Consider the following 21,801-nt stretch of genomic DNA (forward strand, 5'->3'; position numbering starts at 1 on the left):
CCGACGGAGCGGGCGACGTCGTGGCGCCGGGGTTAGCGGCGACGGCGGATGAGCGCGTCGACCGCGAACCGACCTGGGCCCGTGAGGGCGACCGCGAGGGCTGCGACGCCGAGCACCATGACGTACTCGAATCCACCCTCGGCGGCGGAGAAGCCGGCCGGCAGGTGCACGAGGACCAGGGCTACCGCCATGGTCACGGCGAGGAGCGCGCCGATGACGCGGGTGCCGAGTCCGACGATGAGCAGGAGTCCACCCACGAGCTCGAGTCCGGCGACGACGACCGCGGTCACGTCGGGGAGCGGGATGCCCATCCCGCCGAAGCCCGCGGCGACGCCCGGGATGGTGTCGACGAGGAACTTCTGCAGCCCGTGCGCGATGAAGACCACGCCGAGGACCACGCGGAGGAGGACGAGTCCGGCGTCGAGGCCGACGGAGTGCCGAGCGGCGGCGGCCGAGGCCGGTACCGGTGGGACGACGGTGGCGTCGCGGCGGTCGGTGTGCTGATCGTCGGTGTGCTGGTGGTCGGAGAGCGTCGTCATGACGAGCCTTTCGAGTTCGTTTCCGGCGTCGGTGCCCCCGATCGGGACTCCTGGCCTCCGAGCCAAGCACGGGCCGCGGGCGCGACGGGGTGCTCGGAACGGTTCTTCGAGACCCTTGTCAGGCCGTCGATAGCGGGTTCATAGGAAACCCGCCGTGCGCGCAGGCCGAGCGCGGTCCCCGGTAAACTCCAGTGACCGCACGAGGAGAATCGCACCGCATGACTGACACGACGCCAGAGCCGATCGACGACGCAGCAGAGCAGGCAGAGCTCTCCGAGCAGAAGGCCGTCCGCCTCGCGAAGCGCCAGCGCCTCATCGACGAGGCGACCTCCGGTGCCGGTGGCGCCTACCCGGTCACCCTGCCCATCACGGACACCATCCCGGCCGTGCGCGCCCGCTACGGCGAGCTGCAGCCCGACGAGGCCACCGGCGTGACTGTCGGTGTCGCCGGGCGGGTGGTGCACCTGCGCAACACCGGCAAGCTCTGCTTCGCGAGCCTGCAATCGGGCGACGGCAGCCGCATCCAGGCCATGGTGAGCCTCGCGAGCGTCGGCGACGAGCAGCTCGCCGCGTGGAAGGAGCTCGTCGACCTCGGCGACCACGTCTTCGTCTCCGGCGAGGTCATCTCCAGCCGCCGTGGGGAGCTGTCGATCATGGTGGCCGAGTGGACCATCGCCGCCAAGGCGATCCTCCCGATGCCGAACCTCCACAACGAGCTGAACGAGGAGACCCGGGTCCGCAGCCGATACCTCGATCTCATCGCCCGCGACCAGGCGCGCAAGAACGTGCTCGACCGGGCGAAGACCGTCGCGAGCCTCCGCCAGACGTTCACGGAGCGCGACTTCGTCGAGGTCGAGACGCCCATGCTCCAGGTCATGCACGGCGGGGCGTCGGCCCGGCCGTTCGTCACGCACTCGAACGCGTTCGACACCGAGCTCTACCTGCGCATCGCTCCGGAGCTCTACCTGAAGCGTGCCGTCGTCGGCGGGATCGACCACGTCTACGAGATCAACCGCAACTTCCGCAACGAGGGCGCCGACTCCACGCACAGCCCGGAGTTCGCGATGCTCGAGGCGTACGAGGCCTACGGCGACTACGGCACCATGGCCGACCTCACCCAGACACTCATCCAGAACGCCGCACTGGCCACGAGCGGCAGCCATGTCGTCACCTGGGCGGACGGCACCGAGTTCGACCTCGGCGGCGACTGGGACCGCATCTCGATGTTCGAGAGCCTCTCCGCCGCAGCCGGTGTGGAGATCACCCCGCAGACCCCGATCGAGGAGCTCAAGGCCCTCGCGGAGCGCGAGGGGGTCGAGGTGCCCCACCCCATCCACGGCAAGTATGTCGAGGAGCTGTGGGAGCACTTCGTGAAGGGCGGGCTCGAGCGCCCGACCTTCGTGATGGACTTCCCGGTCGACACGAGCCCCCTCGTCCGGGCGCACCGTTCCGTCGAGGGCGCCGTCGAGAAGTGGGACCTCTACGTCCGCGGCTTCGAACTGGCGACCGGCTACTCCGAGCTCGTCGACCCGGTCGTCCAACGCGAGCGGTTCATCGAGCAGGCGAAGCTCGCCGCGCAGGGCGACGTCGAGGCGATGCGTCTCGACGAGGAGTTCCTGCGCGCTCTCGAGTTCGGCATGCCGCCCTCGGGTGGCATGGGCATGGGCATCGACCGCCTCCTCATGGCGCTCACCGGTCTCGGCATCCGCGAGACGATCCTCTTCCCCCTGGTCAAGTAGCGGCCCACCCGGCAGCACGACCACGAACAGTCAGGCGCGACGATGAGCATGATGGACCCGGGCGACCACCAGGACCCGAAGAAGCAAGGACCGACGACGGCACGGATCACGATCTGGATCGTGGTGGGCGGCATCGGCCTGTACCTCGTCGTGAGCGGCCTCTGGGGCGCCCTCGCGGGTGGTTCCTGAGCCTGTCGAAGGGCGGTTCCTGAGCCTGTCGAAGGGTGGTTCCTGAGCGACCCGCCCTTCCGGTCCATGCGCCTGTCGAAGGGCGGTACGATTGACGGGTGATCGAGGACTACTGGCTGAATGCGCTCTGGTCGCTGCTGCCCACCGTGGTCGTCGGCGTCATCTTCTGGGTCGTGATGCGCGCCATCCTGCGCTCCGACCGCAACGAGCGTAAGGCGTACGCGCAGGTCGAGGCGGAGCAGCGGGCCAAGCTGGGTCTGCCCCCGGCCGATCCAACGGCCCCCCGCGAGGTCTGAACGCCCGTCCGACGCCGCGGTGTCGCATGCCCGCAGTCCGGGGCGGTCAGTAGGCTGGAGCCTCGGCACGTGAGCGGATGGGCGACATGACGATCGAGTTCTCCTGGAACTGGCTGGGCATCACCGCCCTCGTCCTGGACTTCATCATCCGTGTCATCGCGGTCATCGTCGTCCCGCGCAACCGGCGCCCGACCGCCGGAATGGCCTGGCTGCTCGCCATCTTCCTCATCCCCTACCTCGGGGTGATCGTCTTCCTGCTCATCGGCAACCCGAAGCTGCCGCGGGTGCGCCGGCGGAAGCAGTACGACATCAACGTGTACATCCGTCAGACGACCCGCGACCTCGTCAAGGCGAACCTGACCTCGAACGCGCCGGCGTGGTTCCGCTCGGTGGTGACGCTCAACCGCAACCTCGGCTCGATGCCGCTCCAGGGCGGGAACGCCGCGAGCCTCATCGGCGACTACGAGGCCTCGCTCCACGCGATGGCCGGCGACGTCGACCGTGCGCAGCACTTCGTGCACGTCGAGTTCTACATCCTCACCTGCGATCGGACGACGAAGCCGTTCTTCGACGCGCTGGAACGCGCGATCGAGCGCGGCGTCACCGTCCGGGTGCTGCTCGACCACTTCGCGAGTTGGCGGACCCCCGACTACAAGCACACGCTGCAGCGGCTCACGGCGATGGGGGCGCAGTGGGCGCTCATGCTGCCGCTCCAGCCCTTCAAGGGGAAGTTCCAACGTCCCGACCTCCGGAACCACCGCAAGATGGTGATCGTCGACGGCGCCGTCGCGTACATGGGGTCGCAGAACATGATCGACCGGAGCTACAACAAGCCTGGCAACATCAAACGCGGGCTCCAATGGCAGGAACTCATGACCCGGGTGGAGGGTCCGGGGGTCGCCGGCATCAACACGATCTTCCTGAGCGACTGGTACAGCGAGACGGGCGACGTGCTGTCGCAGGAGGTCGGGCTGCTCGACGCCCGCCCGGTCGGCGACCTGGAGCTGCAGGTGGTGCCGAGCGGGCCCGGGTTCGACGGCGACAACAACCTCAAGCTCTTCCTCGCGCTCATCTACGCGGCGCAACGGCGGATCGTGATCACGAGTCCGTACTTCGTCCCCGACGAGTCGTTGCTCGCCGCCGTCACGACCGCCGTGCAGCGCGGGGTCCCGGTCGATCTGTTCGTGTCGGAGATCGGCGACCAGGCGGTGGTGTGGCACGCGCAGCGCTCGTACTACGAGGCGCTCCTGCGGGCCGGGGTGCGGATCTTCCAGTACCCGGCGCCGTACATCCTGCACGCCAAGCACTTCACGATCGACGACGATGTCGCGGTCATCGGCTCGAGCAACATGGACATGCGGTCCTTCGGTCTCAACCTGGAGGTGTCACTCATGGTCCGCGGGCGGGAGTTCGTCCGGGAGATGCGTGCCGTGGAGGACGGGTACCGCGAGATCAGCAAGGAGCTGACGCTCGCCGAGTGGCTCAAGCAGCCGCTGCGCTCGACCGTCCTCGACAACCTCGCGCGGCTCACCTCGGCGCTCCAGTAGCGGCCAGCGCGGCCCGGCGCCGGGTGCGCCGAGCGAGTCCGACGACGTCCGCTCCGCCTCCGAATCCCCGGCGAATCCGCCAGGGCCGTGCGGCTACCGCGTCCCTATACTGGGGGCAAGTCAGGCCCACGACGGCGTCGCCTGCTCCCGGTCGACCCTTCGCCTGACGCGATCGAAGGAGGCATCAGTGCACCACACCGATATTCCGACCCGCTCCGACATCGTCGAGCTCGCGAACGCCCGAGAAGCGTCGAGCGTGTCGATCTACCTCGAGACGAGCACCAACCCCGCGGACACGAGCCACATCCGGCTCGACCTGAAGAACCAGGTCAAACAGGCGGCGGAGCAGCTGGCTGCGGCGGGAGCGGACCGTGCCGCGGTCGGGCGGTTCACCGACGAGATCGACCGCCTCCTCGAGGACCCGGACTTCCTCCGGTACCTGTCCTCGAGCCTGGCCATCTTCGTCAGCCCGTCGACGACACGGTACTTCCGCGTACCCAACGTGCTGCGCTCGTGCACCGAGGTGTCGGACCGTTTCTACATCAAGCCGCTCATGCGGGCGCTCACCTTCCCGCAGTCCGCCTACGTGCTGGCCCTGGCGCAGAGCGGGGTCAGGCTCGTGGCGGTCGCCCGCGACCTGCCGGCGACGAGCATCGAGCTGGACATCCCCGAGGACGTCGCGGCTGCCGCGCACGTCGACTCCATCCGTGGGCGGGGCTCGAACGGCCGGGAACAGCTCGGACGCATCCAGGGGTCCGAGGGGCAGAAGATCCGCATGCAGGAGTACGCGCAGATCATCGACAAGGCCCTCGCGCCGATCCTCGCGAACTCGAAGGAACCGCTCATCCTCGCGGGTGCCGAACCGATGACGGGGATCTTCCGCTCGGTGAGCACCTGCAAGCAGCTGGTGAAGCCCGAGATCGAGGGCAACCAGCAGGAACGCTCCGACGAACAGCTCGCCGCCGCGGCACGACCGATCCTCGACGAGCTGTACGCGGCCGAGCTCCACGCGCTCTGCGAGGAGTTCGGTACCCGGGCGTCGAACGGACGCGCGGTGACCGACCTGGGCGACGTGGCACGCGCCGCGACAGCGAACGCCGTCGACACCCTGTTCGTCGACATCGACACCAACCTGCCCGGCACGGTCGACGAGGCCACCGGTGTCGTCACGCTCGACGACGAGGCCGACGCCTCGAACTACGGCGTGATCGACGAGATCCTCCGACGGGCGCTCCTGTCGGACGCCAGGATCCTCGCCGTCCGAGCCGAAGACGTCCCCGGCGGTGGTGCGCTCGCCGCGACCGTCCGGTTCCCCGTCTGAGCGACCCGCGATCGGTCCACCCCGCAGCGCACGTGCCAGGTGCACGTGCGCTGCGGCGTTCCCGGACCCCCGGCATCACGCCCACGGCGAACAGGGGCGATGAGAGCTGCGGTGGTCGTTACGCTCCTACTAACGGCATCACCACCCTGCCCGGTGCCGGAGGAGAGTGATCATGTTCGAGAGATTCACCGACCGTGCGCGTCGTGTCGTCGTCCTGGCCCAGGAAGAGGCCAAGATGCTCAACCACAACTACATCGGGACCGAGCACATCCTGCTCGGCCTCATCCACGAGGGCGAAGGAGTGGCCGCCAAGGCGCTCGAGTCCCTCGGGATCTCCCTGGATGCCGTGCGCGAGCAGGTCACCGACATCATCGGCACCGGCCAGCAGCAGCCGACGGGACACATCCCGTTCACGCCGCGCGCCAAGAAGGTGCTGGAGCTGAGCCTGCGCGAAGCGCTGCAGCTCGGCCACAACTACATCGGCACGGAGCACATCCTGCTCGGCCTCATCCGCGAGGGTGAGGGCGTCGCCGCCCAGGTCCTCGTCAAGCTCGGCGCCGACCTCAACCGGGTGCGCCAGCAGGTCATCCAGCTGCTCTCCGGCTACCAGGGCAAGGAAGCCGCGCCCGTCGGTGGCAACCAGAGTGAGCAGCAGGCCCAGGGCGGATCCCAGATCCTCGACCAGTTCGGTCGCAACCTCACCCAGGCCGCGCGCGACAACAAGCTCGACCCGGTCATCGGTCGCGACAAGGAGATGGAGCGGGTCATGCAGATCCTCTCCCGTCGTTCCAAGAACAATCCGGTCCTGATCGGTGAGCCCGGCGTCGGTAAGACCGCGGTCGTCGAGGGCCTCGCCCAGGCGATCGTCAAGGGCGACGTCCCCGAGACGCTGAAGGACAAGCAGCTGTACTCGCTCGACCTCGGCTCGCTCATCGCCGGAAGCCGCTACCGCGGTGACTTCGAGGAGCGCCTGAAGAAGGTCACCAAGGAGATCCGCACCCGCGGCGACATCATCGTCTTCATCGACGAGATCCACACCCTCGTGGGTGCCGGTGCCGCTGAAGGCGCGATCGACGCAGCGTCCATCCTCAAGCCGCTGCTCGCACGCGGTGAGCTCCAGACCATCGGTGCCACCACGCTCGACGAGTACCGCAAGCACTTCGAGAAGGACGCCGCACTCGAGCGCCGGTTCCAGCCGATCCAGGTCATGGAGCCGTCGCTGCCCCACACGATCAACATCCTCAAGGGGCTGCGCGACCGCTACGAGGCCCACCACAAGGTGTCCATCACCGACGGTGCGCTCGTCTCGGCCGCGAACCTGGCGGACCGTTACATCTCCGACCGCTTCCTGCCCGACAAGGCCATCGACCTGATCGACGAGGCCGGCGCACGCCTGCGCCTGTCGATCCTGTCCAGCCCGCCGGAGCTCCGCGAGTTCGACGACAAGATCGCCGGCGTCCGCGAGGCCAAGGAGACGGCGATCGAGGAGCAGGACTTCGAGAAGGCCGCTTCGCTCCGCGACGAGGAGAAGAACCTCCTCGGCGAGCGTCTGCGTCTCGAGAAGCAGTGGCGGAGCGGCGACGTCAAGACCACCGCCGAGGTCGACGAGGGTCTGATCGCGGAGGTGCTCGCCCAGGCGACCGGCATCCCCGTGTTCAAGCTCACGGAGGAGGAGTCCTCGCGGCTCGTCTTCATGGAGAAGGCCCTGCACCAGCGCGTCATCGGTCAGGAGGAGGCCATCTCGGCCCTCTCGAAGACCATCCGACGCACCCGTGCCGGCCTGAAGGACCCGAAGCGTCCGTCCGGTTCGTTCATCTTCGCCGGCCCCACGGGTGTCGGTAAGACCGAGCTGGCCAAGGCGCTCGCCGAGTTCCTCTTCGACGACGAGGGCGCGCTCATCTCGCTCGACATGTCGGAGTACGGCGAGAAGCACACGGTCTCGCGACTGTTCGGTGCTCCTCCCGGGTTCGTCGGCTTCGAAGAGGGCGGCCAGCTCACCGAGAAGGTGCGCCGCAAGCCCTTCAGCGTCGTGCTCTTCGACGAGATCGAGAAGGCGCACCCCGACATCTTCAACTCGCTCCTCCAGATCCTGGAAGAGGGCCGGTTGACCGATGGCCAGGGTCGTGTCGTCGACTTCAAGAACACCGTCATCATCATGACCACCAACCTCGGTGCTCGCGACATCGCCGGTGGCCCCGTCGGCTTCCAGATCGAGGGCAACGCCTCGACCGGGTACGACATCATGCGCGGCAAGGTGAACGAGGAGCTGAAGAAGCACTTCAAGCCCGAGTTCCTCAACCGCGTCGACGACATCATCGTGTTCCCGCAGCTGTCGAAGCCGGAGCTCCTGCAGATCGTGGACCTGTTCACGAAGCGCCTGTCAGAGCGTCTGCTCGACCGCGACATGACGATCGAGCTCACGCTCCCCGCGAAGGAGCGGCTCATCGAGGTCGGGTTCGACCCCACCCTCGGTGCGCGTCCGCTGCGTCGTGCCATGCAGCGCGAGGTCGAGGACCAGCTCAGTGAGCAGATCCTCCACGGCGAGCTGAACGCGGGCGACCACGTGCACGTCGACTTCGTGGACGGCGCGTTCGCGTTCACGACCTCGGCACGCGGTGAGTCCGTCGGTGCCGGCGTGAACTCGCAGGCGGCGCTCGGGACGGGTTCGGCCACGCCGGACCTCGCGATCACGGGCGAGTAGTCACCAGCACCACCGAAGGCCCCCACTCCGCGGAGTGGGGGCCTTCGTCGTGTCGGCGGCGGTCAGCCGAGGCGGTCGAGGTAGCGGAGGATGATGCCCTCTCGGAGGGCCCAGGGGGAGACGTCGAGCTCGCGCACGCGGAAGGCGGCCATCGCCTCGGAGAGCACGATCCCGCCGGCGACGATCTGGAAGGTGCGGTCGGCGGTGATGCCCGGGAGTGCAGGGCGTGCCTCGGCCGGAATCCTCGCGAGCCGCGGGATCCAATCGTCGAGCTGGCTGCGGCGCAGCAGGGACCGTTCGGTGCCGCCGATGCCGTCGGCGACCGAGCCGGCGAGCCGCGCCAGGGAGCGGATGGTCTTCGACGACCCGACGACGTGATGCGCGTCGGGTTCGGCGGCGAAGGCCGGCAGGGCGTCCGCGAGCACCTGGCGGGCGTGCAGCCTGAGCGCCTCCTGCTGGGCCGCGGTCGGCGGGTCGTCGTGGAGGAACCCGACGGTGGACCGCCCGGCACCCAGCGGGAGGGAGATGGCGACGTCGGGGACCTCGTCGCCGCCGGCGGCGATCTCGAGGGATCCGCCGCCGATGTCGAGCAGCAACATCTCGCCGGCTGACCAGCCGTACCAGCGGCGGACGGCGAGGAAGGTGAGTTTGGCCTCGTCGTCCCCGGACAGCACCTGGAGCGCGATGCCCGTCCGTGCTTCGACCAGGGCGAGGACCTCGGGTCCGTTGGTGGCCTCGCGGATGGCGGAGGTCGCCATCGAGAGCAGCTCGTCGAGGCCGCTCTCCCGGGCGATCGCCGCCGCCGCGCCGATCGACTCGAGGATGACGGAGACGCCCTCCTCGCTGATGGAGCCATCCGGCAGGAGATACCGCATGAGCCGCAGGACCGACTTGTGTGACGACTGGGGGATGGGGCGAGCGCCGGGGTGGGCGTCCACGATGAGCAGGTGGACGGTGTTCGATCCCACGTCGAGGACTCCGAGTCGCATGCCCTCACCGTAGCGGGCCGGGGCATCGCCGACGGCGCGCAAGGTCGCGCAGACGATCGACCGCACCCCGTAGGATCGCGGCATGACCGCCGCCACCTCCGAAGCCACAGCCCCTCGCACGCTCGTCATCCTCGGCGCCGGGGGAGACCTGACGGCACGACTCCTGCTGCCAGGGCTCGCCTCACTCCTCGCGTCGCCGCGCGGCGAGGCGGTACGACTGATCGGGGTGGATCGCTCGGAGTCGACCGACGAAGCCTGGCGCAAGCGGGTCGCGACCTCCTTCGCCGACGCCCCCTCGAAACTGGCCGAGGAGATTGTCAAGCAGACCACCTACCTGCAGGGCGACGTCTCCGACCCCGCGTCGCTCGAGCGGGTCCTCGAGGCCGCCGGCCCGAACGTCGCGCTGTACTTCGCGCTGCCGCCCGCCGTCACGCTGCTCGCCTGCAAGGCGCTGCGGAAGCTCGAACTCCCGAAGGGCATCATGCTCGCCCTGGAGAAGCCGTTCGGGACCGACTACGCCTCCGCCCGGTCGCTCAACCGCCTGCTCCAGCACCTGGTGCCGGAGGAGCAGGTGTTCCGCGTCGACCACTTCCTCGGCAAGTCGACGGTGCTCAACCTGTTGGGCCTGCGCTTCGCGAACCGCATCTTCGAACCGCTCCTCTCGGCCGACAACGTCGAACGCGTGGACATCGTCTTCGACGAGCAGCTGGCGCTCGAGGGTCGCGCCGGGTACTACGATCGCGCGGGCGCCCTGATCGACATGATCCAGAGCCACCTGCTCCTCGTTCTCGCGTTCGCCGCCATGGAGCCACCGGCGAGCGTCGACGCCGAGGATCTGCGCGGCGGCATGGCCCAGGTGCTGCGAGCGACCCGACCGTGGAAGGCGAACGGCACGGAGAGTCGGCGGGCGCGATACGGCGCCGGCACGATCGGCGACCGCAAGCTGCCCGCCTACATCGACGAGCAGGGCGTGGACCCGTCTCACCACACGGAGACACTCGCCGAGATGACCCTGGCGATCGACAACTGGCGCTGGGCTGGCGTGCCGTTCGTCCTGCGCTCCGGGAAGGCGTTGTCCGGGACACGGCAGGAGATCGTCTTCACCTTCAAGCCGGTGCCGCACCTTCCGTCCGGCCTGCACGGCATGAAGACCCCGGCGCGGCTCCGCATCGGCCTGAAGCCGGCGTCGCTCGACCTCGACCTGATGATCAACGGCGAGGACGACCCGTTCGAGCTCGACCCCGTCGCTCTGCACGCGGAGCTCCAGGCCGGGCAGCTCAGTGCGTACGGCGAGGTCCTGTCGAGCATCCTCGAGGGCGACCCGACCCTGTCGGTGCGGGGCGACGTCGCGGAGCAATGCTGGCGGATCGTCGCGCCGGTCCTGAAGGCGTGGCGCAAGGACGAGGTGGCGATCGACACCTATGCGGCCGGCACGGCGGGCCCGAGGTCCTGGCACTGAGCCGGAGACCCGCGCCCGGTCGGGAGCACCGCGCTGGCGTCAGTAGACTTCTCGGAGGTTCTGACGCTGGGAGGCGAGATGGTCGAGCAGGCTCCGCAGGGATACACCGTCCGTCGCGCCCGCACCGGTGACGTCCGCCGCATCCAGCAGCTCGTCGAGCCGCTCGTGCAGCAACGCATCCTCCTCGGCAAGGACGACGTCGTCTTCTACGAGGCGGTCCAGGAGTTCCGCGTCGCTGAGACGGCGGACGGCGAGCTCATCGGATGCGGCGCCCTCCACGTCATCTGGGAGGACCTCGGCGAGGTCCGCACGCTCGCCGTCTCGGCCGACCACCTCGGTACCGGTGTCGGCCACGCGCTCGTCGAGCGCCTCGAGCACGACGCGATCGAGCTCGGCCTCCGTCGCCTGTTCTGCCTGACGTTCGAGACCGGCTTCTTCACGCGGCACGGCTATCAGGAGATCGGCGAGGAGATCGTCCCACCGGAGGTCTACGCGCAGCTCGTGCGCTCCTCGGACGAGGGTGTGGCCGAGTTCCTCGACCTCGCGCGGGTGAAGCCCAATACGCTCGGTAACACCCGGATGCTCAAGCTGCTTTGAACCACCGCTTGAAGGTTGGGTGTACGCCGCAGAGGCGATGAGACCGTTCACAACCTCTTGCTGATCGGGTATTTCGCCGATCTCGACCGGATGAAGCCTGCTCGAATGAGCACGCCCGGGTTTACGTGCCGTTCACATTTCCGGTGGTCTTCCGTCACGCATGTCGGTTAGCTTGTGAGGCACTACCCATCGTCTGTGCCTCGAATGGGGGGTGCGTTGTCGCGCGCCCCGAACGAGGACGGCCCTCGATTCGGAGCCACATGTCGTTCAAACACCCGTGGAGGCTGTCCGCCTTCGCCGCCCTTGCCGGGCTCGTCGCCGCACCGCTCGTGGCGACACCCGCACTCGCCTCGACGGACGGCCTCGGTGTCGTCATCAACGAGGCCTACCTCTCGGGTGGGAGCGCCAACGCGCCCTACCTGAACAAGTTCGTCGAGCTGTACAACCCCGGCGCGACGCCCGTCGACGTCAGCGGCTGGTCCATCCAGTACCGGAAGCTCGACGGTGTCGGCGCCTCGTCCACCGTGGTCCCGCTCACCGGCTCCATCGCAGCCGGCGGGTACTACCTCGTCTCCGGATCGTCGAACGGCGCCAACGGTGTCGCGCTGCCGACCCCGGACGTGACGAGCTCCCTGAGCCCGCAGGGGCAGAACGGCACGCTCGCGCTCGTCGCCTCGACGGCCGCCGTGACGTTGCCGACCGGTTCCGTCGTCGCCGACCCGACCATCGTCGACCTCCTCGGCTACGGCACCTCGAACACCTTCGAGACGGCCGCGTCCCCGTCGCCGTCGGGCAACGCCGTGCCGCAGTCGATCGTGCGCACCGACTTCGCCGACACCGATAGCAACGCTGCGGACTTCGGCCTCAGCGACACGGTGACCCCGCAGAACAGCGCCGGCGACACCCCCGTCGACCCGGAGCCGACCCCCGACCCGGAGCCGAGCCCCGAGCCCACCGACCCGACCACCCCGGCCGAGCCCGGCGTCGCGACGATCGCCGAGATCCAGGGCACTGCGGCCGCGAGCACGATGGTCGGCCAGACGGTGACCACGAAGGGCTTCGTCACCGCCAGCTTCCCCACGGGCGGCTTCAACGGGTACTACCTCCAGACCGAGGGGACCGGCGGCGCGATCGACCCGGCGACCCACCTCGCGTCGGACGGTGTCTTCGTCTACTCGCCGGCCACCGTCGGTTCCGTCACTGTCGGACAGTACGTGCAGGTCACCGGCGTGGTGGACGAGTACTACGGCCTCACGCAGCTGAAGGTCACCGACGCCGCCGCGGTCACCCCCCTCGACGCGACCGGGGTCACGGCCCCGACCGCGGCGACGGTCGCCTTCCCGGCCACCGACGAGGAGCGCGAGCGCCTCGAAGGCATGCTGCTGGCTCCCGCCGGCGACTACACGGTCACCGACACCTACGCCACCAACCGCTACGGCGAGGTCGGCCTGGCCGCTTCGGACAGCCCGTTCGTCACCCCGACCGTGCTCGGCAAGCCCGGGTCCGCCGAGGCCCTCGCTGCCGCTGCCCGGGTCCCGGCGGAGAAGGTCGTCCTCGACGACGGCTCCACCGTCGACTTCTCGAAGGCGGAGAACACCGGCATCCCGCTCCCGTACGTCTCGACCACCGCACCGGTCCGTGTCGGTGCAGCCGTCGCGTTCACCGCGCCGGTCGTCTTCGACTTCCGCAACAGCAACTGGAAGTTCCAGCCCACGCAGCACCTGACCGGCGCCAACGCGGCCGAGGCGCAGCCGGCGACGTTCGAGAACACGCGCACCACCTCGCCTCGCGGGGTCGGCGGCGACGTCTCGCTCGCGACCTTCAACGTGCTGAACTACTTCGCCACCACCGGTGACTCGCGCACCGGCTGCACCTTCTACACCGATCGTGAGGGCGGCAAGACGACCGTCGACGACTCCGACGCCGCCGGGTGCGGCGTGCGCGGAGCGGCCACGGCCGAGAGCCTCGCGCGTCAGCAGGCGAAGATCGTCTCGGCGATCAACGCGCTGGACGCCGACGTCGTCTCGCTCGAGGAGATCCAGAACTCCGCGTCGATCGGTCTCGACCGCGACGACGCCCTGAAGACCCTGACGGCGGCCCTCAACGCCGCCGCCGGTGAGGGCACCTGGACGTTCGTCCCGTCGCCTGCGAAGGTCCCCGCGGACGAGGACGTCATCCGCACGGCGTTCATCTACAAGTCCGCCACCGTCGAGACGGTCGGGGAGTCGCGCATCCTGCTCGACGAGCCCGCCTTCGACAACGCCCGCGAGCCCGACGCCCAGGCGTTCAAGCCGAAGGGCGCGGACGACGCGGCGACGTTCCTCGTGATCGCGAACCACTTCAAGTCGAAGAGCACCTCGAAGGCCGCGACGGGCGACAACGCCAACACCGGTCAGGGCGCCTTCACCGGCGACCGTACGCGTCAGGCCAAGGCCCTCGTGACCTTCGCCGACACGGTCTCGAAGGACATCGGAACGAAGAAGGTCTTCCTCGTCGGTGACTTCAACTCCTACGACGCCGAGGACCCGCTGGACGTGCTCCGCGACGCCGGCTACCTCAGCCAGGAGGCGAAGACCGGCGAGTACACCTACGCCTACGACGGCGCGGTCGGATCCCTCGACCACATCTTCGCGTCGCCGGAGGCCGACCAGAGCGTCACCGGCGCCGACGTGTGGAACATCAACTCGGTCGAGTCGATCGCCCTCGAGTACTCGCGGTACAACGCGAACGTGACCGATTTCAACGTGCCGGACATGTTCCGTTCGAGTGACCACGACCCCGTGATCGTCGGCATCAGCGCCGACGCGAGCGAGTCCGCGACCGTCAACCTGCTCAACATCAACGACTTCCACGGTCGGATCGACGCCAACACGACGAAGTTCGCCGGCACGATCGAGCAGCTGAAGTCGATGTTCGCGCCCGACCAGACGGCGTTCATCTCCGCCGGAGACAACATCGGCGCCTCGCTCTTCGCCTCGTCGTCGCAGCAGGACCAGCCGACGATCGACGTGCTCAACGCGCTCGGACTGAAGGCCTCCGCGGTCGGCAACCACGAGTTCGACCAGGGCTACGGCGACCTCGTCGACCGCGTCATGGCCGACGGGAAGAACGCGGCCTGGCCGTACCTCGGCGCCAACGTCTACGAGAAGGGCACGAAGCAGCCCGCGCTCAAGGAGTACACGATCCTCGACATCGACGGGGTGAAGGTCGCCATCGTCGGTGCCATCACGCAGGAGACGCCGACGCTCGTGTCGCCCGCAGGCATCGCCGACCTCGACTTCGGGGACCCGGTCGAGGCCGTGAACCGCGTCGCGGCCCAGCTCAGCGACGGCGACGAGTCCAACGGTGAGGCCGACGTCATCGTCGCCGAGTACCACGAGGGCGCTGGAGCCGGCACGCCGGACGGCGCGACCCTCGAGCAGGAGCTCGCCGAGCAGAGCGCCTTCACCTCGATCGTCACCACGACGAGCGCCGAGGTCGACGCGATCTTCACCGGTCACACGCACAAGCAGTACGCGTGGGACGCTCCGGTCCCCGGTGTCACCGGCAAGACCCGCCCCGTGCTCCAGACCGGTAGCTACGGCGAGTTCATCGGCCAGATCACGCTGACCGTCGACCGCGCCTCGGGTGACGTCACCGCCTACACGGCGAAGAACGTCGCGCGCACCACCGTGGCCGAAGCCGACCTCGTCAAGCAGTACCCGGCCGTCGCGACGGTCAAGACGATCACCGACAAGGCCCTCGCGGTCGCGGCGGAGATCGGCAACCGGAAGATCGGTGAGGCGAAGGCCGACATCACCCGCGCGTTCAACAACGGGGTGAAGGACGACCGCGGTGCGGAGTCCACGCTCGGTGCCCTCGTCGCCGACTCCCTCCGGGCCTCGCTCTCGAGCGCGGACCGCGGCGGGGCCGACATCGGCATCGTCAACCCGGGCGGCATGCGTGAGGAGATCCTCGCCGGTGACATCACGTACGCCGAGGCGAACGCGGTGCTGCCGTTCCTCAACAACCTGTGGACGACCTCGCTCACGGGTGCCCAGTTCAAGACGGTGCTCGAGCAGCAGTGGCAGCTCGACGCGGCCGGGAACGTGCCGTCTCGTCCGTACCTGCAGCTCGGCCTGTCGTCGAACGTGCAGTACACCTTCGACCCGACGAAGGCCCAGGGCGAGCGCATCACGAGCATCACGGTGAACGGTGCGCCGATCGACCCGGCGAAGAGCTACCGGATCGGCTCCTTCAGCTTCCTGCTGCAGGGCGGCGACAACTTCCGAGAGTTCGCGAACGGCACCGACACGCGCGACTCCGGTCTCGTCGACCGCGACGCGTGGGTCTCGTATCTCACCGCGAACAGCCCGGTCGCTCCGGACTTCGCCCGCCAGAGCGTGCAGGTCACGAACGTACCGACCGCGGCGATCGCTGCCGGCGGGAAGGTCACGTTCGACGTCGCGAAGCTCGACCTGACCTCCACGGGCAGCCCGGTGAACACCTCGCTCGCCATCGAGGTCAACGGTGCAGCCGTCGGAACGGTCCCGGTCAGCGCCGGTGCCGCAACGGTGTCGTTCACGCTGCCGGCTGGTACCGCTGACGGTGCGGCGACGGTCCGCCTCACGGCACTCGAGTCGGGCACCACGCTGACGGTGCCGCTCACGGTCGCTACGCCGCCGGTGGTCACGCCGCCGACGCCCGCTCCGGACTCGGCACTCATCCAGGCGCTCAAGGACCTCATCAAGGCGATCACCGACTTCATCATCGGCAAGCTCGCCACGATCCACGTCGGCAAGGAGTACGCCGGCACCTGGGTGAGCGTCTGGCTGCACTCCGAGCCGATCCTCGTCAGCGACGGCCTCGTGCAGGTCGACGCGGACGGCAACGTGCAGGTCACCGTGCCTGAGGACGCCCCGGTCGGTGCGCACCGCCTGGTCGTCCAGGACGCCGACGGGAACGTCATCGGCTGGCAGGACATCGTCGTGCAGGCCGCGGCGGTCGACCCCGGCACCGACCCGGGCACCCAGCCCGGTGCGGGTGGCGGAACCGGCAGCGGTTCCGGTACGGCCGGCGGGAGCCAGGACGGCAGCCTGAGCAACACCGGTGCCGAGCCGTGGGGGAACGCGGCGCTCGCCGCACTGCTCCTCGTCGGTGGTCTCGCGCTCGTGATCGCCCGTCGTCGCTCGGCGCAGCAGCTCTAGGCGCTCGCGACACGTCAGCACCATCCCGATGCCCCGTCATCGGTCGGACCACGGTCCGCACCGACGGCGGGGCATCGGGCGTTTCCGCGCGACTGCACTTAATCTGTGAGCATGTCGAGCCTCACGAATCCCCGCGGACCGGAGCGGCCCGCCGTCTACTGGCGACGCAGGCTGATCGTGTTCGGTGTCCTCCTCGCCGTCGTCATCCTGGTCGTCGTGCTGATCGTCCGGCTGGCATCGGGTTCCGGTGCCGAGCCCGCTGCCTCGTCGTCGTCACCGACCCCGTCGGCGTCCGCGCCGCCGGTCGCAAGCGCTGCGCCCGACACGTCGACCACCGCGCCGATCGACGAGGCCGCGACCACGGACCCCGGTTCTGCGGCTGCGTGCACCGCGGATCAGATCCGGGTCGAGGCGGTCGTCAACGGCACGAGCTTCGCGGCGGGGGAGCTGCCCCAGCTGTCGCTGAGCGTGACGAACACGGGTTCGGCCGTCTGCACGATGAACGCCGGCACGAGCCAGCAGGTGTTCACCGTCTCCAGTGGTGACGAACCGTACTGGACGTCCACCGACTGCCAGACGGCGCCGAGCGACCAGCAGGTGCTCCTGGAGCCGGGCAAGACGGTCTCGTCGAACCCGCCGATCACCTGGGACCGCACGCGGTCCGCCCCTGACACCTGCGATGCGCCGCGCGATCCGGTGCCGGCAGCCGGTGCGTCGTACCACCTCAACACCTCCATCGGTGGGTTCGCCTCCGCCGACAGCGCGCAGTTCCTCCTGAACTGAGCCGAGGGGGCTCGCGGGGCCACCCAGTCGCCCGGCACCGGCCTGCGACAATGGAGGCATGGCGAAGCAGAAGCGACCCGAGTTCCGTTCCGAGCCCTTGGCCGCGGCCCTCGCCGCCGGCGACATGGTGGCGGTGGCACTCGCGTTGCGCAACGGGCGGTTTGTCGTCCCGCTCATGAAGCCGGGCAATCCCGACAAGCCGACGGAGACCGGCGAGGTCTGGATGTTCCGGCAACCGGAGACCGCGAGGCTCGCACTGCTCCTCTTCTCCGACGCGAAGAACAAGCCGGCCGCCCTGCCGCCCTACGTCGGCTTGCACGACGGCGCGTGGCTCGCGAGCTTCCTCCGCACCTACGGTGACGACATCGAGACGGTGCTCTTCGACGTCGCCGGTCCGCACTCGCTGCAGGCGTCGCCGGAGGAGCTGCTGCGCGTCCTCGAACTCGAGGCGCCGACGGAGTAGGCGCGGGCGGCCGAAGAGCTCGATCCTGATCGCGGGTCTTGCTCTCGGCGGCGTCCGCGGTTCACAACTCCTGCACGTCGTCGTCCGAACGTGGACAGGTCCCGGTCTGGGACCTTGCGGGACCAGTTCGCAGGAGTTGTGAACAGCACACCCCGATCCTGGTTCGTGGATCAGGTGCGGGCGGTCGGCTCAGAAGGCTGCGTCGAGCTCCCGTTCGCGTCGGGCGGGCCGTGCGGCTTCGGCCGCCGTCTTAGCGATCCCGAGCACCGATTTGAGGTCGTTGCTGACGTCGGAGTTGAGCAGCAGCTTGTAGCCGAGCCGGTTGCCTTCGGAACCGCGCTGCTTCGCGACGCTCACCGGGCGCACTTCGCCGCTCAGGCTGATCTCGCCGTAGGCCGCGAGGTCGCGGGGGAGGGCGAGGTCGCGGATGACGGAGACGAGGGCGAGGGCGATCGCGAGGTCGGCCGCCGGTTCGGTGATCTTCACGCCGCCGACCGTGGAGATGTAGACGTCGTGGTCGCTGAGGTCGTAGGAGTAGCGCCCGTGGAGGACGGCCAGGATCATCGCCACGCGTGACGGGTCGACGCCGTTGGTGACCCGCCGCGGGTTCGGTGCCTGCGTCTTGTTGATGAGCGCCTGGACCTCGACGGGGAGGGCGCGGCGGCCTTCCATGACGATGGTGACGCAGGTGCCGGCCACGGGTTCGTTCTGGCTGAGGAAGAGGGCGCTCGGGTCGGGGACTTCGGCGATGCCGTCGCCGGCCATCTCGAAACAGCCGACCTCGTCGGTCGCGCCGAAGCGGTTCTTCTGCGCACGGAGGAAGCGGAGTGCGGTGTGGCGGTCGCCCTCGAACTGGCAGACGACGTCGACGAGGTGTTCGAGGAGGCGGGGGCCTGCGATCGAGCCGTCTTTGGTGACGTGGCCGACGAGGAGGATCGGGAGGTCGCGCTCCTTGGCGATGCGGGTGAGGACGGCCGAGACCTCGCGGACCTGACCGGGTTGCCCGGCGAGGCCGTCGGACTGCGAGGAGGAGACCGTCTGCACAGAGTCGACGATGAGGAGCTTCGGCTCGACCTGGTCGATGTGGCCGAGGATGGTGGCGAGGTCGGTCTCGGAGGCGAGGTACAGGTCGTCGTGGAGGGCGCCGGTGCGTTCGGCTCGGAGGCGCACCTGGCTGACCGACTCCTCGGCGCTCACGTAGAGCACGCGGGCGCCGGTCTTCGCGGCGCGTGACGCGACCTCGAGGAGCAGGGTCGACTTGCCGACACCCGGCTCGCCGGACAGCAGGATGGCTGCGCCCGGGACGATGCCGCCGCCGAGGACGCGGTCGAATTCGGCGATCCCGCTCGACCACCGTGGCGCTTCGTCGGAGCGGGCCTCGGTGATGGGGCGGGCGGCGCGCTCGTCGGTCGCGCGGATCGGGGTCAACTTGCCGAGCACGCCGGTGGGGGCCGTCGCCTCGACGACCGTTCCCCACTGCTGGCATTCGCCGCACCGGCCGGCCCACTTGGCGGTGGTCCAGCCGCATTCGGTGCAGCGGAATGCAGGGGAGTGTGCCTTGGCCATGCGGCCAGCCTAGGCGTGGCCGCCGACACCGCCTGCCCTCCGCGCCGCCTGTGGAGGAGGGTCTCGCTCAATTCGCGTCGGCGCTCGTCTTCTATTACACTCGACCCCGGTACCGTGTCCGAGCGGCCGAAGGTGCAACTCTCGAAAAGTTGTGTGCTTGAAAGAGCACCGTGGGTTCAAATCCCACCGGTACCGCCATAGAAAACCCCTGGTTAGCCGGGGGTTTTCTTCTTTTGTTTTGGGGCTGTGGTGCATGCGTGGTGCGAGTTCATCGCGATACCGGTCTCGACAACTCCTCGATGGGGCTCCTGGCAGAGTCGTCCCGGAGTGCGCTTGGCCGCCGTGCCGGCATGCTCTGACAGTGTCCGCGGTTATGCTTTCAAGCGTGCCAGACATCGTGAAACTGAACTCCGCCCGGCCCAAAGTGTTGGAGTTTTTCGCCGGCATCGGGCTTGCGCGGATCGGCCTCGAGCGAGGTGGATTTCGCGTGGCGTGGGCGAATGACTACGAGCAAGACAAATGGGACCTCTACCGAAACCACTTCGACGACGAGTCGGGCGACCACAAGTTTGCCCTCGGTGACATCAGCCAAGTGAGCGTCAGCGACCTCCCACGCGATGCGTCCTTGGCGTGGGGGTCGTCCCCTTGCACTGACCTATCTCTCGCCGGCTCGCGTGGCGGGCTACGGGCGGGCGAATCTAACGCCTTCTGGCAGTACATTCGTCTGCTTGAGGAGCTGGGCGAGGACCGACCCGAGGTCGCGGTTCTCGAGAATGTGGTGGGGCTCGCTACCTCTCACGGCGGAGATGACCTTGCGGCCGCGGTTCGTGCATTCAACGATCTTGGTTACTCCGTAGACGTTCTCGCTATCGACGCGAGGCGGTTCATCCCACAGTCACGTCCCCGGCTTTTCCTCGTAGGTGCCCTGAACCCTCCAATGGACACGGCCGAACCGAACAGCGAGTTGCGGCCAGACTGGCTCCAAGCCGTCTACGGCGACCCAACTCTGCGGACGCACCGAGCAGCTCTTCCCGCCCCTCCGGCACCTCTGCTCGAGGGGTTTGGAGAACTCGTAGAAGCAATGCCTGTTGGTGACGAACGGTGGTGGGGTGCTGAGCGCACGGAAGCCTTCGTGAACTCCCTCGCTCCAGTGCAGCTTGAGCGCATCGCTGCGATGCGCCGGAGCCCGGGTGTGAAGTACAGAACGGCCTACCGGCGGACTCGAAATGGCGTGCCCGTATGGGAGGTGAGACCAGACGATATTTCTGGGTGTCTGCGCACAGCGCGCGGAGGTTCGTCAAAGCAAGCCGTAGTGAAACTCGGGAACAGACGGCTCCAAGTCAGATGGATGACGCCTCTCGAGTACGCTCGCCTCATGGGAGCCGGCGACTACGATCTCTCGGCTGCTCGCACCAATCAGGCGCTCTTCGCTTTCGGAGATGCAGTGGCCGTTCCCGCTGTGAGCTGGCTTGCCGAAAACTACCTCATGCCGCTCGTTCGCGGCCAACTTGACGTCGCGGTCTCTGGAGTTGCGAGCGCTCGTGGCTAGTCGGGGGATCGCTTCTTACAACGATCCCGATCAGACGCCACCGGCCAAGAGGTCGATGCCGACGAGCTTCGTGCAGAAGTTTCGTGGGCTGCTGCGCGCGGCCATGGCAACTGTGGATGCTGAGTCGGGAAAGAAGCTAGGGCAGTGCATCGGTGTCTACGCCTTCTACGACTATGACGGAGAGCCCATCTACGTCGGGCAGACTTGGGAGACGTTCGGCACTCGGATTGGGCGGCACCTGACTGGCCAGCGCTCTGACACATTGGCCTATCGCATCCTCGACCCGTTTGAAGTGGCCGAGATCGAGTTATACCCTGCGGAGGGCTCACGCCAGTTGGCGAAGGCAGCGAAGACAGCCGCTTTGGACGCGCTCGAGTACTCCGTCTATCTGGCGGCGATCGACGGATCCAAGTATCACGCGATCCTGAATGAGAAGATCCCGCCGGTCTCACCGCGAATCGAACTTCCACCCTCATACCGCTTTCCGCTGGTGCCTGCCGAACTCCGTGAGGAGCGTGAGCATCCGGACGTTCGTATCGCCAGACGGGCTGAAACGCTAGCCCGGGTCGCGGCTGTTGCCCACGAACGTGGTGAAGTATCGGCTGGACTACGTCGAGTCATCGTCATACAAGCCGTCCGGCTAGCAGACCTCGCGGCGGCGCGCCTCGCTTTCGCTGAAGGCCGAGCGCGCCCAGCGCCAGCGGCGATCGACGTCCATGAGCTCGTTGGCAATGTGATGGCTGAGTTTAGCGACGACGACGAAGATCAGGTGGACGCGAATTAGGGTCAGCTCCCGTTACGTCGACCCGATAACGCCCTAGCATCAGCAAGGACGATGGCTGGTTCGGTCCCGCGGACCTCGCCCAAGACGATAGGG

At 68.3% G+C, this 21,801-nt stretch carries 16 protein-coding genes and 1 tRNA gene; 14 read left to right on the plus strand and 3 right to left on the minus strand.

Annotated features, from left to right (window positions below; translation table 11 throughout):
* Positions 1-32: 32 nt before the first annotated feature.
* On the minus strand, positions 33-539 hold the full coding sequence (locus ITJ57_RS05525; protein WP_194669209.1) for a DoxX family protein: 507 nt from the start codon (positions 537-539) through the stop codon (positions 33-35).
* Between the two features lie 218 nt (positions 540-757).
* Here ITJ57_RS05525 and lysS point away from each other — a divergent pair, with 218 nt between their 5' ends.
* The 6 genes from lysS (at position 758) to ITJ57_RS05555 (ending at position 8,332) form a co-directional block, all read left to right on the plus strand.
* Positions 758-2,278 carry a lysine--tRNA ligase gene (gene lysS / locus ITJ57_RS05530; RefSeq protein ID WP_194669210.1) on the plus strand — a complete coding sequence of 507 codons (1,521 nt, stop codon included), beginning with the start codon at positions 758-760 and terminating at the stop codon, positions 2,276-2,278.
* A gap of 42 nt (positions 2,279-2,320) precedes the next feature.
* Positions 2,321-2,467, plus strand: a complete 147-nt coding sequence (locus ITJ57_RS05535) for a hypothetical protein (protein WP_153303387.1) — start codon at positions 2,321-2,323, stop codon at positions 2,465-2,467.
* A gap of 98 nt (positions 2,468-2,565) precedes the next feature.
* Positions 2,566-2,763, plus strand: coding sequence for a hypothetical protein (locus tag ITJ57_RS05540; protein ID WP_370582211.1), 198 nt, complete (start codon positions 2,566-2,568; stop codon positions 2,761-2,763).
* A 77-nt stretch (positions 2,764-2,840) separates the two neighbouring features.
* Positions 2,841-4,310: a cardiolipin synthase gene (gene cls / locus ITJ57_RS05545; RefSeq protein WP_194669211.1), complete on the plus strand. Its 1,470-nt coding sequence runs from the start codon at positions 2,841-2,843 to the stop codon at positions 4,308-4,310.
* A gap of 187 nt (positions 4,311-4,497) precedes the next feature.
* Positions 4,498-5,631 (plus strand): hypothetical protein, encoded by a 1,134-nt coding sequence (locus tag ITJ57_RS05550; RefSeq protein WP_194669212.1) that lies wholly within the window; start codon positions 4,498-4,500, stop codon positions 5,629-5,631.
* A 172-nt stretch (positions 5,632-5,803) separates the two neighbouring features.
* Positions 5,804-8,332, plus strand: coding sequence for an ATP-dependent Clp protease ATP-binding subunit (locus ITJ57_RS05555; protein WP_194669213.1), 2,529 nt, complete (start codon positions 5,804-5,806; stop codon positions 8,330-8,332).
* Between the two features lie 62 nt (positions 8,333-8,394).
* Here the strand turns inward: ITJ57_RS05555 and ITJ57_RS05560 are convergent, their stop codons facing one another.
* Positions 8,395-9,321: a Ppx/GppA phosphatase family protein gene (locus ITJ57_RS05560; protein WP_194670315.1), complete on the minus strand. Its 927-nt coding sequence runs from the start codon at positions 9,319-9,321 to the stop codon at positions 8,395-8,397.
* An 82-nt stretch (positions 9,322-9,403) separates the two neighbouring features.
* On the opposite strand from ITJ57_RS05560, the gene ITJ57_RS05565 reads away from it, so the two are divergent.
* From ITJ57_RS05565 to ITJ57_RS05585, 5 genes are all read left to right on the plus strand, one after another.
* The gene (locus ITJ57_RS05565) at positions 9,404-10,780 is read left to right on the plus strand and encodes a glucose-6-phosphate dehydrogenase (protein ID WP_194669214.1); all 1,377 of its coding nucleotides are present in this window, start codon (positions 9,404-9,406) and stop codon (positions 10,778-10,780) included.
* A 78-nt stretch (positions 10,781-10,858) separates the two neighbouring features.
* Complete coding sequence (locus ITJ57_RS05570) at positions 10,859-11,377, plus strand: amino-acid N-acetyltransferase (RefSeq protein WP_056914186.1); 519 nt, start codon at positions 10,859-10,861, stop codon at positions 11,375-11,377.
* A 260-nt stretch (positions 11,378-11,637) separates the two neighbouring features.
* Positions 11,638-16,563 (plus strand): ExeM/NucH family extracellular endonuclease, encoded by a 4,926-nt coding sequence (locus tag ITJ57_RS05575; RefSeq protein ID WP_194669215.1) that lies wholly within the window; start codon positions 11,638-11,640, stop codon positions 16,561-16,563.
* A 111-nt stretch (positions 16,564-16,674) separates the two neighbouring features.
* On the plus strand, positions 16,675-17,346 hold the full coding sequence (locus tag ITJ57_RS05580) for a hypothetical protein (protein ID WP_194669216.1): 672 nt from the start codon (positions 16,675-16,677) through the stop codon (positions 17,344-17,346).
* Between the two features lie 58 nt (positions 17,347-17,404).
* Positions 17,405-17,809, plus strand: a complete 405-nt coding sequence (locus ITJ57_RS05585; protein ID WP_194669217.1) for an SseB family protein — start codon at positions 17,405-17,407, stop codon at positions 17,807-17,809.
* 189 nt (positions 17,810-17,998) lie between these two features.
* On the opposite strand, the gene radA is transcribed toward ITJ57_RS05585, so the two are convergent.
* Positions 17,999-19,375, minus strand: a complete 1,377-nt coding sequence (gene radA / locus ITJ57_RS05590; protein WP_194669218.1) for a DNA repair protein RadA — start codon at positions 19,373-19,375, stop codon at positions 17,999-18,001.
* Positions 19,376-19,483: 108 nt separating this feature from the next.
* Between radA and ITJ57_RS05595 the strand changes: the two genes are divergently transcribed.
* The 3 genes from ITJ57_RS05595 (at position 19,484) to ITJ57_RS05605 (ending at position 21,708) form a co-directional block, all read left to right on the plus strand.
* A tRNA-Ser gene (locus tag ITJ57_RS05595) sits at positions 19,484-19,573 on the plus strand.
* Between the two features lie 187 nt (positions 19,574-19,760).
* Positions 19,761-20,924 carry a DNA cytosine methyltransferase gene (locus ITJ57_RS05600; RefSeq protein WP_370582213.1) on the plus strand — a complete coding sequence of 388 codons (1,164 nt, stop codon included), beginning with the start codon at positions 19,761-19,763 and terminating at the stop codon, positions 20,922-20,924.
* Positions 20,925-20,979: 55 nt separating this feature from the next.
* Positions 20,980-21,708, plus strand: a complete 729-nt coding sequence (locus tag ITJ57_RS05605; protein ID WP_228506511.1) for a GIY-YIG nuclease family protein — start codon at positions 20,980-20,982, stop codon at positions 21,706-21,708.
* The last annotated feature ends 93 nt before the right edge of the window (positions 21,709-21,801 follow it).

The sequence above is a fragment of the Plantibacter sp. VKM Ac-2880 genome (assembly GCF_015351235.1).
GTDB lineage: Bacteria > Actinomycetota > Actinomycetes > Actinomycetales > Microbacteriaceae > Plantibacter.

Excerpts from the sequence above, each read along its gene's own strand:
- ITJ57_RS05525 (WP_194669209.1), bottom strand. The coding sequence starts at position 539 with ATGACGACGCTCTCCGACCACCAGCACACCGACGATCAGCACACCGAC.
- cls (WP_194669211.1), top strand. The coding sequence starts at position 2,841 with ATGGGCGACATGACGATCGAGTTCTCCTGGAACTGGCTGGGCATCACC.
- radA (WP_194669218.1), bottom strand. The coding sequence starts at position 19,375 with ATGGCCAAGGCACACTCCCCTGCATTCCGCTGCACCGAATGCGGCTGG.
- ITJ57_RS05565 (WP_194669214.1), top strand. The coding sequence starts at position 9,404 with ATGACCGCCGCCACCTCCGAAGCCACAGCCCCTCGCACGCTCGTCATC.
- ITJ57_RS05560 (WP_194670315.1), bottom strand. The coding sequence starts at position 9,321 with ATGCGACTCGGAGTCCTCGACGTGGGATCGAACACCGTCCACCTGCTC.
- ITJ57_RS05535 (WP_153303387.1), top strand. The coding sequence starts at position 2,321 with ATGAGCATGATGGACCCGGGCGACCACCAGGACCCGAAGAAGCAAGGA.
- ITJ57_RS05575 (WP_194669215.1), top strand. The coding sequence starts at position 11,638 with ATGTCGTTCAAACACCCGTGGAGGCTGTCCGCCTTCGCCGCCCTTGCC.
- ITJ57_RS05585 (WP_194669217.1), top strand. The coding sequence starts at position 17,405 with ATGGCGAAGCAGAAGCGACCCGAGTTCCGTTCCGAGCCCTTGGCCGCG.
- ITJ57_RS05570 (WP_056914186.1), top strand. The coding sequence starts at position 10,859 with ATGGTCGAGCAGGCTCCGCAGGGATACACCGTCCGTCGCGCCCGCACC.
- lysS (WP_194669210.1), top strand. The coding sequence starts at position 758 with ATGACTGACACGACGCCAGAGCCGATCGACGACGCAGCAGAGCAGGCA.
- ITJ57_RS05555 (WP_194669213.1), top strand. The coding sequence starts at position 5,804 with ATGTTCGAGAGATTCACCGACCGTGCGCGTCGTGTCGTCGTCCTGGCC.
- ITJ57_RS05605 (WP_228506511.1), top strand. The coding sequence starts at position 20,980 with ATGCCGACGAGCTTCGTGCAGAAGTTTCGTGGGCTGCTGCGCGCGGCC.
- ITJ57_RS05580 (WP_194669216.1), top strand. The coding sequence starts at position 16,675 with ATGTCGAGCCTCACGAATCCCCGCGGACCGGAGCGGCCCGCCGTCTAC.